The sequence below is a fragment of the Micromonospora inositola genome (genome assembly GCF_900090285.1).
GTDB classification, from domain to species: domain Bacteria; phylum Actinomycetota; class Actinomycetes; order Mycobacteriales; family Micromonosporaceae; genus Micromonospora; species Micromonospora inositola.
This window is the reverse complement of record NZ_LT607754.1, coordinates 2,702,551-2,717,826: the sequence shown is the minus strand read 5'-3', so window position 1 is coordinate 2,717,826 and position 15,276 is coordinate 2,702,551. Positions and strand designations below refer to the sequence as shown.

General features: G+C 73.9%; 13 protein-coding genes. 5 read left to right on the top strand and 8 right to left on the bottom strand.

Annotation, left to right across the window (positions count from 1 at the left end; translation table 11 throughout):
- The first annotated feature begins 44 nt into the window (after positions 1–44).
- Positions 45–1,232, top strand: coding sequence for a pyridoxal phosphate-dependent aminotransferase (locus GA0070613_RS13090; RefSeq protein ID WP_089015914.1), 1,188 nt, complete (start codon positions 45–47; stop codon positions 1,230–1,232).
- Positions 1,229–2,338 (top strand): threonine aldolase family protein, encoded by a 1,110-nt coding sequence (locus GA0070613_RS13085; RefSeq protein WP_089012552.1) that lies wholly within the window; start codon positions 1,229–1,231, stop codon positions 2,336–2,338. Before GA0070613_RS13090 ends, GA0070613_RS13085 begins: the two co-directional genes overlap by 4 nt.
- A gap of 170 nt (positions 2,339–2,508) precedes the next feature.
- Here GA0070613_RS13085 and GA0070613_RS13080 read toward each other — a convergent pair whose 3' ends face one another.
- Positions 2,509–3,111: a PadR family transcriptional regulator gene (locus tag GA0070613_RS13080; RefSeq protein ID WP_172875809.1), complete on the bottom strand. Its 603-nt coding sequence runs from the start codon at positions 3,109–3,111 to the stop codon at positions 2,509–2,511.
- A 98-nt stretch (positions 3,112–3,209) separates the two neighbouring features.
- Between GA0070613_RS13080 and GA0070613_RS13075 the strand changes: the two genes are divergently transcribed.
- The 3 genes from GA0070613_RS13075 (at position 3,210) to GA0070613_RS13065 (ending at position 9,657) form a co-directional block, all read left to right on the top strand.
- Complete coding sequence (locus GA0070613_RS13075; RefSeq protein ID WP_172875808.1) at positions 3,210–6,029, top strand: FtsX-like permease family protein; 2,820 nt, start codon at positions 3,210–3,212, stop codon at positions 6,027–6,029.
- Between the two features lie 2 nt (positions 6,030–6,031).
- Positions 6,032–6,778 (top strand): ABC transporter ATP-binding protein, encoded by a 747-nt coding sequence (locus GA0070613_RS13070; protein ID WP_089012549.1) that lies wholly within the window; start codon positions 6,032–6,034, stop codon positions 6,776–6,778.
- Positions 6,779–6,843: 65 nt separating this feature from the next.
- On the top strand, positions 6,844–9,657 hold the full coding sequence (locus tag GA0070613_RS13065) for an FtsX-like permease family protein (protein WP_089012548.1): 2,814 nt from the start codon (positions 6,844–6,846) through the stop codon (positions 9,655–9,657).
- 43 nt (positions 9,658–9,700) lie between these two features.
- Here the strand turns inward: GA0070613_RS13065 and glmM are convergent, their stop codons facing one another.
- The 7 genes from glmM to GA0070613_RS13030 form a co-directional block, all read right to left on the bottom strand.
- Complete coding sequence (glmM, locus tag GA0070613_RS13060) at positions 9,701–11,056, bottom strand: phosphoglucosamine mutase (protein WP_089012547.1); 1,356 nt, start codon at positions 11,054–11,056, stop codon at positions 9,701–9,703.
- Positions 11,057–11,177: 121 nt separating this feature from the next.
- On the bottom strand, positions 11,178–11,642 hold the full coding sequence (gene rpsI, locus GA0070613_RS13055) for a 30S ribosomal protein S9 (protein WP_089012546.1): 465 nt from the start codon (positions 11,640–11,642) through the stop codon (positions 11,178–11,180).
- Positions 11,643–11,662: 20 nt separating this feature from the next.
- On the bottom strand, positions 11,663–12,106 hold the full coding sequence (gene rplM / locus GA0070613_RS13050) for a 50S ribosomal protein L13 (protein ID WP_089012545.1): 444 nt from the start codon (positions 12,104–12,106) through the stop codon (positions 11,663–11,665).
- A gap of 192 nt (positions 12,107–12,298) precedes the next feature.
- Positions 12,299–13,672 (bottom strand): MFS transporter, encoded by a 1,374-nt coding sequence (locus GA0070613_RS13045; protein WP_089012544.1) that lies wholly within the window; start codon positions 13,670–13,672, stop codon positions 12,299–12,301.
- A gap of 124 nt (positions 13,673–13,796) precedes the next feature.
- Entirely contained in the window at positions 13,797–14,090 is a 294-nt protein-coding gene (locus GA0070613_RS13040; protein WP_089012543.1) for a hypothetical protein, read from the bottom strand.
- Positions 14,080–14,337 (bottom strand): DUF6364 family protein, encoded by a 258-nt coding sequence (locus tag GA0070613_RS13035; RefSeq protein WP_089012542.1) that lies wholly within the window; start codon positions 14,335–14,337, stop codon positions 14,080–14,082. The genes GA0070613_RS13040 and GA0070613_RS13035 overlap by 11 nt, the downstream gene beginning before the upstream one ends.
- Before the next feature lie 130 nt (positions 14,338–14,467).
- Positions 14,468–15,163, bottom strand: a complete 696-nt coding sequence (locus GA0070613_RS13030; RefSeq protein ID WP_089012541.1) for a class I SAM-dependent methyltransferase — start codon at positions 15,161–15,163, stop codon at positions 14,468–14,470.
- Positions 15,164–15,276 lie beyond the last annotated feature (113 nt).

Sequence of the window (15,276 nt, the reverse complement as noted above, 5' to 3'; positions counted from 1 at the left end):
ACGGCGGGCTTGCGGCGTCGGCGCCGGCCCGTAGGCTGGCCCGCGTGACGACGACGGACCCCCTGGTTGCCCGGATGCGGCCGTTCGGCACCACCATCTTCGCCGAGATGTCCGCGCTCGCCGTGCGTACCGGCGCGGTCAACCTCGGGCAGGGGTTCCCCGACACCGACGGTCCGCCGGAGATGCTGGCGGCGGCCGCCGAGGCGCTGCGCTCCGGCCACAACCAGTACCCGCCGGGCCCGGGGATCCCGGCGCTGCGCGCGGCCGTCGCCGCCCATCAGCGCCGGTTCTGGGGCCTGGCGTACGACCCGGACCGCGAGATCGTGGTGACGGCGGGCGCCACCGAGGCCATCGCCGCCAGCATCCTCGCGCTCTGCGAGCCGGGCGACGAGGTGGTCTGCTTCGAGCCGTACTACGACTCGTACGCCGCCTCGATCGCGCTGGCCGGCGCGGTCCGCCGCCCGGTCACGCTGCGTCCCGGCGCCCACGGCCGGTACGCCTTCGACCCGGCGGAGCTGCGCGCCGCCTTCGGGCCGCGGACCCGGCTGGTGCTGCTCAACTCCCCGCACAACCCGACCGGCAAGGTGTTCACCCCGGACGAGCTGGCGCTGGTTGCCGAGCTCTGCCGGGCGCACGACGCCTACGCGGTCACCGACGAGGTCTACGAGCACCTGGTCTTCCCCGACGCCGCCGCACCGCACGTGCCACTGGCCACGCTTTCCGGGATGCGGGAGCGGACGCTGCGGATCTCCTCGGCCGGCAAGACGTTCTCCTGCACGGGCTGGAAGGTCGGCTGGGTGAGCGGGCCCGCGCCGCTGGTCTCCGCGGTGCTGCGGGTCAAGCAGTTCCTCACCTTCGTCAACGCCGGCCCGCTGCAACCGGCGGTCGCCGTGGCGCTGGCCCTGCCGGACGCGTACTTCGCGGAGTTCGCCGAGAGCATGCGGCGGCGGCGGGACCAGCTCGTCGACGGGCTCACCGACGCCGGCTTCGAGGTGTACGCCCCGGAGGGGACCTACTTCGTCACCGCCGACGTCACCCCGTTGGGCGGCCGGGACGGGGTGGAGTTCTGCCGGTCGCTGCCCGAGCGCTGCGGCGTGGTGGCGGTCCCGACGCAGGTCTTCTACGACGACGCGGAGGCGGGCCGCCGGCTGGTCCGGTTCGCCTTCTGCAAGCGACCCGAGGTGCTGACCGAGGCGGTGGTCCGGCTGCGCCGACTGAAGGAGAACCGATGACCGACGGGTACGCCGATCGGGTCCGCCGGGTGGCGGCGCTGCGCGCCTGCGACACCGTGCTCGCCGGGGTCCGGCCGGCATCGGTGGCCGAGCAGCTCGACACGATCCGGGCGACCGCGACCGACGAGCTGCTGCCCGACTTCTACGGCGAGGGCGGGGCGGTCGAGGCGGTGGAGCTCCGGGTGGCCGAACTGCTGGGCACGGAGGCGGTCGCGTTCTTCCCCACCGGCACGATGGCCCAGCAGGTCGCCATGCGGTACGGCGCGGAGCTGACCGGCCGGGACGCCGTCGGCCTGCACCCGCTGAGCCACCCGCTGATGCACGAGCGGGACGCGTACGCCGTGCTCGGCGGCCTGCGTGCGGTACGGACCACGGGCGCGCCGCGCAACCCGACCGCCGAGGAGATCGCCGGGCTGGACGAGCCGGTCGGCACCCTGCTGCTGGAGCTGCCGCTGCGGGACGCGGGTTTCGTCCTGCCCAGCTGGGACGAGCTGGTCTCGGTGGTCGGGGCGGCCCGGGACCGTGGCTTCCGGGTGCACCTGGACGGTGCCCGGCTCTGGGAGTCCACCGTCCACCTTGGGCGCTCGCCGGCCGAGGTCGCCGGGCTGGCGGACAGCACCTACGTCTCGTTCTACAAATCCCTCGGCGGCCACTCGGGCGCGGCCCTCGCCGGCACGGCCGAGCTGGTCCGCTACGCCCGGGCCTGGCGGCACCGCTACGGCGGCAACCTGTTCCAGCAGTGGCCGGCGGCGCTGGCCGCCCTGGCCGGCCTGGACCGCGAGCTGCCCCGGCTGCCCGGCTACGTCGCCCACGCGAAGCGCGTGGCGGAGGCGCTGGCCGGGCTGCCGGGCGCCCGGGTCCACCCGGCGCCGCCGCACACCCACCAGTTCCGGCTCTGGCTGCCCCACCCGGCGGACGCCCTGAACGACGCCAACCTCGCGCTCGCCGAGGAGGAGAAGGCCTGGTTCGTCAGCGGCTGGCGCGACACCGAGGTGCCCGGCGTGGCGACGGCCGAGGTGACGGTCGCCGGCCCGGCCCTGGAGCTGGACGCGGACCAGATCACCGACCTGGCGGGCCGCTTCCTGCGCCGGGTGTCCACGGCCTGACCGCCGCCGTCAGACGGTGTCCCCACCGGGCCCGGAGGCACGCTGACCGGCCGTGCCCGAGCGACCGAGCGGCGGCCGGCCGCCCGACCGAGCACGGAGCCGGCCGAGCCGCCGGGTGGTCAGCCGGCTCCCTGCTCGGGCCGGGTGCTCAGCCGGCGACCGCCGGCTGGTCAGCCGGCCGCGCGGGCCGGGCCGGTGCCCTCCGTCGGCGCGGCGGTCCCGGCGCTGCCCGCCAGCGTGCCGAGCACCGCGCCGCCGTCGGCGAGCAGCGCCGACTCGGCGTCGTCGACGAAGGCGAGGTCGGCCTCCACGTGCCGGCTGGCGGCCGAGAGGAGCAGCCGCACCACCGGGTCGTCCGCCCGGCGGCGCAGCCCGTCGAGGTTGCGCAGCTCCCGCATTAGTTGCCCGCGCTGATTACCGAGCACGGTCCGGACGGTCACCGCCTCGCCGGTGCGGGCCGCGGCGGTGACCTTGAGGAAGAAGTCGTCGCGGAAGCCGCCGCTGCGCGGGCTCGGCTCGGCGAGCCAGCGGTCCAGCTCGGCCCGACCGCCGTCGGTGATCTCGTAGACCACCCGGTCGGGCTTGACCGGCTGGGCCTGCCGCTCGGCGACCACCAGGCCCTCCCGGGAGAGCCGGTCGAGGATCTGGTAGAGGTGCCCGATGTTGAGCGGGCCCCACTGCGGGCCGACCGCCTGCTCGAAGGCGCCCTTCAGCTCGTAGCCGTGGCTGCGGCCACGCGCGAGCAGGGCCAGGACCGCGTGCTGGATCGCCACCGTCTCCTCCAATCCGGTCCGGGCGCGTCCGCCCGAAGGGGTCTTGCATTGTCACAATGTATCGCGCACAGTGTGCTCGGCACACGGGGAGGCGCGACATGTTCCGTTTCATCTGGGGGCAGCTACGTGGCCGTGCGGGACGGTCGGTGGCGCTGCTGGCCGGCGTACTGGTGGCGACCACCGGTTTCGTCGTCCTGACCGGCGCCACCACCACCTCCCGGCTGGAGGTCACCGGCACCGTCGAGCGGAACACCCGCGCGGCGTACGACATCCTCGTCCGTCCGCAGGGGACCCGCGCTCCCCTGGAGGCCGAGCGGAAGCTGGTCCGGCCCAACTACCTCTCCGGCCTCTACGGCGGCATCACCCCTGCCCAGTACGAGCAGGTCAGGGCGGTCGCCGGGGTGGACGTGGCCGCTCCGATCGCGATGCTCGGCTACTCGACGACCCCGATCGACATGCCGGTCGACCTGATCGGCGCGGTCGACCGGAGCCTGGACCGCCAGGTCATCCGGGTCGACCGGACCTTCCTCGCCGAACGCGGCCTCACCCATGCCCCGGCCAAGCCGATCTACGTGTACGTGACGAAGCACCGGCTGCTCTACCCCCGGCTGGGCGACAGCTACGAGCCGGCCGCCGTGCGCTACACCGACGGCCGGGCGTACGACACCCAGGAGTGCGGGTTGGTCGCCCGCGAGGTGCTGCCGGACGGCCGGAGCGCGCCGGTCTGCGACCCGTACACCGCCCAGCTCGACACCCTCTTCAGCCTCACCGAGCGGCAGACCCGGCGGGTGGAGACGTTCCGACTACTGCCCGACGGGCGCTTCGAGCGTCCCACGCCGGGCGAAAGGCCGGGCACGCGGACGTCCAGCGCCGAGAGCCGGCTCTTGCTGCACCTGCGCCTCACCGTGCCGTTCCTGCTCGCCGCCGTCGACCCGGACGCCGAGCAGCAGCTGGTCGGTCTCTCCGGCGCGGTGGTGGACGGCCGGCCACTCGCCGTCGACGACCGGGTCGCCGACAACCGCTACCAGGGAGGCCTGCGTTCGCGGACCCTGCCCGTGCTGGCCACCAGCCGGCCCTTCCTCGACGGCACCCTCCGCGCCGGCTACACCCGGATCGTCCCGGACCGCAGCATCGCCGGGGTGCGCCCGGAGGACCTGGCCGGGACGCTGCGCGCCGCACCCGCGACCCCAGCCGGCGGCAGCACCCAGGACGCCGTCTCGGCGTACCGGAGGCAGTTGGCCACCGGGCTCGACGGGCGCACCTGCTGCTTCGGTGAGCTGCAACGGATCCTGCAACCGGGCGAGACCGGGTACGACGAGCGCCCGGACGGCACCCTGCGCGCCCGCACGGCCACCATCGATCCGTCCGTCTACGCCGATCCGAAGCTCGCCACCTGGTTCGCCCGGCCGTGGTTGACCGAGGACGTGTCGTTCCGGCCGCTGACCACGGTGAAGCTGCCGCCCTCCCAGCAGGACGCCCGGCAGTGGAAGGCGGTGGGCGTCTTCGACCCGCAGCAGCTCGCCGGCTTCAGCGACCTGGGCCGGGTCCCCCTGGAGACGTACGAGCCGCCGCGGGCCGAGGGCGCCGACGCGCGCAGCCGGGCCGCGCTCGGCGGGCAGCCGCTGGAGCCGAGCGGCAACCCGGCCGGCTACCTCTCCGCGCCGCCGCTGCTGCTGACCAACCTGGCCAGCGTGCAGACCCTGCTGCAAGGCACCGGCCCGCAGGGCACGGCCCCGATCAGCGCCATCCGGGTGCGGGTGGCCGACGTGGACGGCTACAGCGAACGCTCGGCCGAGCGGGTCCGGTTGATCGCCGAGCAGATCAACCGGGTGACCGGGCTCGACGTGGACATCACCCTCGGCTCGTCCCCCGCCCCGCAGACCGTGGAGCTGCCGGCCGGCGCGTTCGGCCGGCCCGAGCTGCGGCTGACCGAGAACTGGTCCGCCCTCGGGGTGGCCTCGACCATCACGAAGGCGGTGGACCGCAAGAGCGTGGCGCTCTTCGGGCTGGTGCTGGTGGTCTGCATGCTCTTCCTCGGCAACGCGGTCTCCGCCGCGGTCCGGGACCGCCGGCCGGAACTGGCGGTGCTCGCCTGCCTGGGCTGGCCGGCCCGGCGGATCGGCGCGCTGATCCTCGGTGAGGTCGCCCTGCTGGGGCTGGCGGCCGGGCTGCTCGCCGTCGGCCTGGCGTTCCCGTTGGGGTTCGCGTTGGGCATCAACGTCGACTGGCGACGGGCGCTGCTCGCCGTACCGGTGGCCCTGCTGCTGGCGCTGGTCGCGGGCCTGGCACCGGCGCTACGGGCCGCGCGCGCCCACCCGGCCGCCGCGCTCCGGCAGCCGGTGGCGACGGCCCGCTGGGTACGCCGACCGCGCGCCCTGCCCGGCCTGGCCCTGGTCAACCTGGTCCGCACGCCCGGGCGCACACTGCTCGGCGCGGGCGTGCTGGCCATCGGGGTGGCCGCGCTGACCCTGGTCACCGCCGCCGCGTACGCCTTCCGCGGCGCGATCGTCGGCAGCCTGCTCGGCGACACCGTCTCGCTGAGCGTGCGCGGCGCGGACACCATGGCCGCGGTCGCCACCGTGCTGCTCGGCGCCGCCGCCGTCGCCGACGTGCTCTACCTGAACATCAGGGACCGGGCGCCCGAGCTGGCCACCCTGCGCGCGGTCGGCTGGACCGACGCCGCGCTGGGCCGCCTGATCGGGTACGAGGGAATCGCCCTCGGTCTGCTCGGCGCCCTCACCGGCGCGGCGCTCGGCCTCGGCGGCGCGGCCTGGCTGGTCGGTGACCTGCCCCGGCCGCTGTTGCTGGTCGCCGCCGCGGTGGCGCTGGCCGGGGTGCTGGTCACCTCGCTGGCCGCGCTCGTCCCGGCTGCGCTGCTGCGCCGCCTCCCCACCGCACGACTGCTCGCAGAGGAGTGACCATGGACGCGACCACGGGCAGTACGGTCCGGACGGCCGGGCTGGTCCGGCAGTTCCGCACCGGCGCCGAGCGGCTCACCGCGATCGACGACGTGTCGCTCGAGATCGGGGCGGGCTCGGTGGTGGCGCTGACCGGCCCGAGCGGTTCGGGCAAGTCGACGCTGCTGCACATGATCGGAGCGATCGAGCAGGCCGACCGGGGCACCGTGACGGTGGACGACGTCGAGGTGACCGGCCTGCGCCGGGCGGCCCTGGCCCGGTACCGGCAGCGGGTCGGCTTCGTCTTCCAGCGCTATCACCTGCTGCCGGCGCTCACCGTGCTGGACAACGTGATCGCGCCGGTGCTGCCGCGCCGCGGGCGGGCCGACCACGCGGCGCGGGCCCGGGAGCTGCTCGGCGCGGTCGGCCTGGCCGGCCGGGAACGGGCCCTGCCTGCCCAGCTCTCCGGTGGCCAGCAGCAGCGGGTGGCGATCGCCCGGGCGCTGATGGGCGAACCGCGGCTGCTGCTCGCCGACGAGCCGACCGGCAACCTCGACTCGACCACCGGCGGGCAGATCCTCGACCTGCTGCTCGAACTGCGCGACCGGCACGGCATGACGATCCTGCTGGCCACCCACGAACGGGCCATCGCCGCCCGCTGCGACCGGCTGGTCCGGCTCGGCGACGGCAGGGTCGTGGAGGATCTCGACCTCACCGACGGCGAGGATCCGGCCGAGACCTTCGACCGGGCCTCCCGCCTGCGGTTGTAGGCGGCAGGGCGGCGGTTGGCGGCGTCCGCCCTGACGGGCGGCATCTGACGGAGAGGCGGTGCGACATGCTCGGTTTCATCTGGCGCCAGCTACGCGGCCGGGCCGGACGGTCGGTGGCTCTGCTGGTCGGCGCGCTCGTCGCGACCACCGGCTTCATCGTGCTCACCGGCACCACGACCGCGTCCCGTCTGCAGGTGATCGGGGCGGTGGAGCGCAACAGCGCGGCCGCGTACGACATCCTGGTCCGGCCGAAGGGCAGCCGGACCGCGCAGGAGGCCGCGCGCGGGCTGGTGCAGCCCAACTACCTCTCCGGGCTCTTCGGTGGCATCACCATGTCCCAGTACCGACAGGTCGCGGCCATCGACGGCGTGCGGGTCGCGGCGCCGATCGCCATGCTGGGCTACTCCACCAGGGGGGTGCCGGTAAAGATGGATTTGACCGCCGCGGTGGACCGGAACGCCGAGCGCCAGGTCATCCGGATCGATCCGACCTTCTCCGCCGAGCGGGGGCTGAGCCACGCTTCGGCCCACCCGCACTACGCCTACGTGACGCGAAACGAGGTGGTCTACCCGGACTTCGGCGGGGAAGACGGGTCGGGGCCCGTCCGGTACAGCAACGGCAAGACCTATCGGGTGGGGGTGTGCGAGGGGGGCCACGGGGTTCCCCTGGAGGTCCTCCCCGACGGGCGGGCCGAACCGATCTGCGGGCCACCCGAGGTCGGCGGCGAGGCCGGCACCACGCGCTCCGACCTGGAGGAGAGCAGTTTCCTGGCATTCCGGCTGCTCCCCGACGGGCGGTTCGAGGACATGGAGGTCGTGCGCGGCGAGCGGCGTGTGAGGGTCGTCAACCGCCTGGTCGTCTCCATCGGCTGGTACGTGCCGTTCCTGATCGCGGCCGTCGACCCACCCGCCGAGGAGCGCCTGGTCGGGCTGAACGCCGCCGTCGCGGAAGGCCGGACGCTCCGTACCGACGACCTGCCGGTGGACCTGCCCGGGACACAGAACACGCAGTTCCCGGTGCTCGTCACCAGCCGCCCGTACGTGGACGGGACCGTCTCGGTCTCCTACTCCCGGCTCCGCCCCGAGCGGGTGGCCGGTCTCTCCGCCGCGGCAGTGGCCCGGGCGCTGGCGACGGCCGACCGGACACCCGCCGGATCCGCGAGGCTGGACGTCGAGACCGCGCACAGCGCACAGATGACGGCCGAGGTCCAGGGCGGCGGCGACTGCTGCTACGCCGCACTGTGGCCCCTGGTGCAGGCGGGGCAGACCGGCTACGACGAGCTTCCCGACGGCGTGCTGCGGGCCCGGACGGTCGACCCCGACCCGGGGGCGTACGCGCTGCCCAACGAGCCGACAGCGGTGCCCTGGCTCAGCGCCGACGTCTCGTTCCGCCCGCTCCGACAGTTGGAGATCCGCGAGACCCCGGTGACGCGCTATCCCGGGTGGCGGCCGGTCGGTGTCTTCGACCCGGAGCGGCTGGCCAGGTTCGGTGACCTGTCAAGGGTGCCGCTGGAGACGTACGAGCCGCCCACGGCCGAGGGGGCGGACGCCCGCAGCCGGGCGGCGCTCGGCGGTCAGCCACTGCTGCCCAGCGGCAACCCCGGCGGCTACCTGGGCACCCCGCCGTTCCTGCTGACGAACCTCGCCGCCCTGCCGAAGCTGCTGGAGGAGGCGGCCGGCCCGCAGCGCTCCGCGCCGATCAGCGCGATCCGGGTACGGGTCGCCGACGTCGACGGCTACAGCGAGCGTTCCGCGGAACGGGTCCGCCTGGTGGCCGAGCAGATCGCCGCGGCCACCGGCCTGGACGTGGACATCACCCTCGGCTCCTCCCCCGCCCCGCAGACCGTCGAGCTGCCCGCCGGATCGTTCGGCCGGCCCGCGCTCCGGCTGGCCGAGAACTGGTCCGCCCTCGGTGTCGCGTCGGTCATCGTGCAGGCCGTCGACCGTAAGAGCGTGCTGCTCTTCCTGCTCGTCCTGGTCGTGTGCGCGCTCTTCCTGGGCAACGCGGTCGCCGCGGCGGTCCGGGACCGCAGGTCGGAGCTGGCCCTGCTCAGCTGCCTCGGCTGGCCGGCGCGGCGGATCACCATGCTCGTCCTCGGCGAGGTGGCCACGCTCGGCCTCGCCGCCGGCCTGCTGTCCCTCGCCCTCGCGACACCGGTCTCCGCCGCGCTCGGGATCGACGTCGGCTGGCGCCGGGCCGTCCTCGCCGTCCCGGTGGCGCTGCTGCTGGCGTTGGTCGCGGGTCTGGCGCCGGCACTGCGCGCCGGTCGCGCGCATCCGGCCGCCGCCCTGCGGCCGCCCGTCGCGGCGGCCCGCCGGGCGGGGCGGCCCCGCACCGTGCTCCGGTTGGCCGTCACGAACCTCGCCCGGACGCCGGGGCGGAGCCTGCTCGGCGCGGGAGCCCTGGCTATCGGGGTCGCCGCGCTGACCTTGGTGGGTGCCGTCTCGTACGCGTTCCGGGGCGCGGTCGTCGGCAGCCTGCTGGGGGACGCGATCTCGCTGAGCGTGCGCGGCCCGGACGTCGTCGCCGCGGCCGCGACCGTGCTGCTCGGCACGGCCGCCGTGGCCGACGTGCTCTATCTCGGCATCCGCGACCGGGCCGCCGAGCTGGCCACCTTGCGGGCGATCGGCTGGACCGACGCGGCGCTCGGCCGGCTGATTGGCTACGAAGGTCTCGCGCTCGGTGGGCTCGGCGCCGTCACCGGGGCCCTGTTGGGCCTGCTCGGCGCGGTGGGCCTGATCGGTTCGCTGCCCGGCAGCCTGCTGCTGGTGGCTGTCGTCACGGCGGTCGCCGGCCTCGTCGTCAGCTGCCTGGCGGCGCTCCTGCCGGCGGCCCTGCTGCGCCGGCTCCCGACCGCACGGCTGCTCGCCGAGGAGTGACGAGCAGCCGACGCGCCGGCAGGTCCGGCCCGTGCCGGGTCGGTCAGGCGGTGGGGCTGGCGGTGCGGACGTGGGCGGCGATGCGCTCGGCGACCTCGCGGGCTGTCGCCTCGGTGGCCGCCTCGACCATCACCCGGACCAGCGGCTCGGTGCCCGACGGGCGCAGCAGCACCCGGCCGGTCTCGCCCAGCTCGGCCTCGGCCCGCTCCACCTCGGCGCGGACGGCCGGCGCGGCGGCGCCCACGGTACGGTCGCCGACCGGCACGTTGATCAGCACCTGGGGCAGCTTGGTTACCACCGAGCCGAGCTCGGCGAGGGACTTGCCGGTGGCGGCCATCCGGGACATCAGGTGCAGCCCGGTCAGCACCCCGTCGCCGGTGGTGGCGTACGCCGGCATGACGATGTGGCCGCTCTGCTCGCCGCCGAGCGCGAGGCCGGAGGCGCGCAGCTCCTCCAGGACGTACCGGTCGCCGACCTTGGTCTCGACCAGGCGGATGCCCTGCGCGGACATCGCCAGCCGTAGGCCGAGGTTGCTCATCACCGTCGCGACCAGGGTGTCCTGGGTCAGCTCGCCGGCCTCCCGCATGGCCAGCGCCAGGATGGCCATCAGCTGGTCGCCGTCGACCTCGTCGCCGTCGGCGGTCACCGCGACGCACCGGTCGGCGTCGCCGTCGTGGGCGATGCCCAGGTGCGCGCCGTGCTCGACCACGGCGGCGCGCAGCGTGTCGATGTGGTTGGAGCCGCAGTCGTCGTTGATGTTGAGCCCGTCCGGCTCGGCGTGGATCGCGATCACCTCGGCGCCCGCCTCCCGGTACGCCACCGGGGCGACCTCGGCGGCGGCGCCGTTCGCGCAGTCCACCACGACCTTGATCCCGTCGAGGCGGTGCGGCACCGTGCCGACGAGGTGCTGGACGTAGTGGTCGGCGCCGTCGAGCAGGTCGTGCACCCGCCCGACGCCGGCCCCGATCGGCCGGTCCCAGGCGGTGGTGGCGTTCGCCTCGACGGCCGCCTCGATCCGCATCTCGATCTCGTCCGGCAGCTTGTGCCCACCGGCGGCGAAGAGCTTGATCCCGTTGTCCGGCATCGGGTTGTGCGAGGCGGAGAGCATCACGCCCAGGTCGGCCTTGGCCTCCGCGGTGAGGAACGCCACCGCGGGGGTGGGCAGCACACCGACCCGCACCACGTTGGCGCCGGCGCTGGTGAGGCCGGCCACCACGGCCGCCTCCAACATCTCGCCGCTGGCCCGGGTGTCCCGCCCGACCACCGCGAGCGGCGGATGGCTCTTGTCCGTCTCGGCGAGCGTGTGGGCGGCGGCCACCGCCACCGCGAGCGCCAACTCCGGGGTGAGATCCGCGTTCGCCCGCCCGCGTACCCCGTCCGTGCCGAACAACCGGCCCATACCCGCCAACCTCCGATGGAACTGCCGTTGAGAGGAGAAAGCGGAACGGCCGACCCACCTCCCCGGTCGAGGGGAGGCGGACCGGCCGTCCGTCAGAAGAAGTACAACGCGCTGGTGGTGATCAGCGCTTCGAGTACTGAGGAGCCTTACGGGCCTTCTTGAGGCCGTACTTCTTGCTCTCCTTGACCCGGGCGTCACGGGTCAGGAAGCCGGCCTTCTTCAGGGCCGGGCGGTCGTCCGGCTCGTTGACGATCAGCGCCCGGGCGATGGCCAGCCGCAGCGCACCAGCCTGGCCGGTGGTGCCGCCGCCACGCAGGTTGGCGATGACGTCGAACGCCTCGGGCTTCTCGGCGGTCACCAGCGGGTCCTTGATGAGCTGCTGGTGCACCTTGCTCGGGAAGTAGGCCTCGAGGTCCCGGCCGTTGCAGGTGATCTTGCCGCTGCCGGGGACGATGCGAACCCGGACGATGGCCTCCTTGCGCCGACCCACGGTCTGGATCGGGCGGTCACCGCGAGGCGCGCGGGCGACGGGCGCCGGCGCCTCGGCGGCCTCGGGGGCAACCTCGGTCTCGGTGATGTCGGTCATGCTGCTTCCTTCGCCCGCGCTCACTGCGCGATCTGCTTGATCTCGAACGGCACCGGCTGCTGCGCGCCGTGCGGGTGCTCGGCACCGGCGTAGACCTTCAGCTTCTTGATCAGCTGACGGCCGAGCTTGTTGTGCGGGAGCATGCCCTTCACGGCCAGCTCGACGGCCCGCTCGGGACGCTTGGTCAGCAGCTCGTCGTAGCCGACCTGCTTCAGACCACCCGGGTAACCCGAGTGGCGGTAGGCAATCTTGGTCTGCCGCTTGTTGCCGGTCAGCGCAACCTTGCCCGCGTTCACGATGACGACGAAGTCGCCCGTGTCGACGTGCGGCGCGAAAGTCGGCTTGTGCTTGCCGCGCAGCAGCGTGGCGGCGTGGGTGGCCAGGCGGCCCAGCACGACATCAGAGGCGTCGATAACGTGCCACTGACGCTCGATCTCACCCGGCTTCGGGCTGTACGTACGCACAGGTCTACCTTGTCTCGTCGTCGGTCTGGGGTCGCGCGCCGAGGTGACCAGGCGCGCACGAACGACCAAGCGTACCTGATGCGGCACGCCTCTGGATGTCGTACAACAGCAGGCAACGATACCCGCCGCCCGGTCGGCGGGTCAAAACGGGGGGTCACCCCAGCGCGGCTCGCGACATGGCGATGGTACAGGTCACACGCCGGCCAGTCGGCGTGGCCCCGGCCGGAGGTAGACCGCCCAGGTCACCACGAAGCAGAGCGCGTACCAGCCGATGAAGGCCAGGTAGGCGGCGTCCGCGTTCCCGGAGGTCAGGAACGACTGCCGGAAGGCGACGTTGACCAGCACCCCGCCGGAGGCGCCGACCGCGCCGGCGATGCCGATCAGCGCCCCGGACAGCCGCCGACCCCGGCGCGCGGCCGCCGCCGGGTCGACCCCACGATCGACCTCGGCCGCCGTCCGGGCCCGGAAGATCGCCGGGATCATCTTGTACGTCGAGCCGTTGCCGATCCCGGAGAAGACGAACAGGGACAGGAACCCGGCCAGGTAGAGCGGCAGCGACCGCTCCCGGGCCGCGTACAGCACCAGCCCGGCGCCGGCCGCCATGGCGACGAAGTTCCAGAAGGTCACCCGGGCCCCGCCGAGCCGGTCGGCGAGCTGCCCGCCGAGCGGTCGGATCAGCGAGCCGACCAGGGGTCCGAGGAAGGTCAGCCAGGCCGCGTCGACCGGGGTCGGGAACTCCTCGTGGAACTGGAGCTGGAGCACCTGCCCGAAGGCGAAGCCGAACCCGATGAACGAGCCGAAGGTGCCGACGTAGAGCAGCGACATCACCCAGGTGTGCGGTTCCCGGGCGGCCTCGCGCAGTGCACCGGGCTCGTTTCGGGCCCCGGGGAGGTTGTCCAGCCAGCGCGCCGCGGCCAGCGCCGCGAGGACGATCAGCGGCAGGTAGACCGCGGGCACCAGCCGGGGGTACGCGGCCCCGGCGGTGGCCAGCACCGCCAGCCCGACCAACTGCACCGCCGGTACCCCGAGGTTGCCGCCACCGGCGTTGAGGCCGAGCGCCCGTCCCTTGAGCCGGTCCGGGTAGAAGAGGTTGATGTTCGCCATCGAGGAGGCGAAGTTGCCCCCGCCCACCCCGGTCAGGCAGGCCAGCACCATCAGCGTGGGGTACGACACGCCCGGCTCGATCACCAGCGCCATCGGCACCGCCGGCACCAGCAGCAGCAGCGCGCTGACGATGGTCCAGTTCCGGCCGCCGAAGCGGGCCACCGCCAGGGTGTACGGCAGCCGCAGCACCGCGCCCAGCGCGGCCGGTACGGCGGTGAGCAGGAACTTCCCGGCCGGGTCGATGCCGTACTGCGGGCCGAGGAAGAGCACCATCACCGACCAGAGGCTCCACACCGAGAAGCCGACGTGCTCGGCGAAGATGGAGACGTACAGGTTGCGCCTCGCGATCGGGGCGCCCGTCTTACGCCAGAAGTCCGGGTCCTCGGGGCGCCAGTCGGTGATCGCCTGCCGGCGCCCGGCGGCGGTCGGGGTCAGGGTTGGGGCGGGGGCCAGTGTGCTCACGGCGACTCCTCCTCGTCGATGCGACGAGGAGGACGCTAGGAACGGGCGGTTTCCCGACGGTGCCCGTCGGGGGTCGTTCCGGAAACGGGGATCGCACGTCCGCCCCGGACCGGTGGTGAGGCGGTCAGATCTCCTGGAGGATGCGCAGCGCCCGGCCGACCCGCTGCATGGTCTCCGTGTCGGCCACGTCCACGCACTCGGTGAACCACTTCTTCATCGGTGCGGAGAGCCGGTCGGGCATCACCACCCAGCGGCCCATCGACACCGCGAGGGGCGAGTCCCGCAACAGCGACTCGTCGACCACCTCGGCCACGATCACGATGGGCACGTCGGTGGAGTTGTAGACGTCGGAGCTGATCACCAGCCCGAGCCGTTCCCGGGCGCCCTCGATGCGCCAGACCTCTCCCCTACGCAGCACTCGGGCGCCCGCCGAAGAGCACGTCGTCGACCATGGCGACCTCGTGGGCGTCGGCGAGGGCGGCGGACTCCAGATCCAGGCCGGCGCGACCGACGGCGGCGGCGTGCGCGGTGAAGACCTCGCGCAGCGCCTTCTCCCGGGCGGCCCGGTCCATCCAGGCGGAGAGCGACAGTCCCTCCCGCTTGGCGAACCGGCGCGCCTCCTCGATCGTCTCGTCCGAGAACGAGAGAGTCACCTTGGCAGTCATGCCCGAAAGATTACCGCTGGGTATGACCAGCGTTCATCCCGGTCGTCGTCGGCTCGGCCCACGACGCCACAACGCCCACCGCCGACATTCCCGGCGAACCGGCTCCGATAGCAATGAGGCGCCGACGCGGTCAGGCCGCCCGGCCGCCGAAGACCGCGAAGCGCCACTCCTTGAAAAAGCAGTCCACGTCGACCAGCCCCGCCTCGGTGAGCCAGCCGCACTGGTCGGCCACCGTCGTCGGCCGGTCGTGCCGCATCCGCTCCCGGGCGGCGGCGATCTCTTCCCCGTCCGAGCCCAGCTCGGTGATCCGCGCGGTCCAGACCTCGTCGTAGCGGCGGTCGAGGGCGGGTGTCGGGCCGGCCACCTGCTCGGCGTTGACGAACACTCCGCCGGGGACGAGCGCCGCCGCGGCCCGGCGGTAGAGGGCCCGCTTGCCGGCGTCGGCCAGGTGATGGATGGCGAGCGCGGAGATCACCGCGTCGTACCGGCCGGGCGGCAGCGGGTCGGCCAGGTCCGCCCGGACCACTCGGTGCGGCACGGCCCGGGCGCGGAGCTGGTCGGTCGCGACGGCGAGCATCGCGGGCGCGGCGTCGACCAGGGTCAGCCGGACCCCCGGCACGGCGGCGGAGATCAGCAGGGAGAGCAGGCCGGTGCCCGCACCCAGGTCCAGCACCTCCGGGGTACGCCCCGCCGCCAGCGCCGCCCGCAGCGGCGGGGCGGCCACCTCGACGGCGGTGCCGTAGAAGGCGTCGAAGCAGGGCACCAGCCGTCGCCGGGCCTCGTCGTACGTCCCCGCCACAGCATCGAACGCGTCCGCCACGGTCATGCCAGCCTCCCAAAATGCAGGAATTCTGTCTTACATTCTAAACGCGAGGGCCCGGCCCGGTGACCCCGTGCGGTGTGAGGCGCTCTTGACAGGACCGAAACAGAAGGGACCCG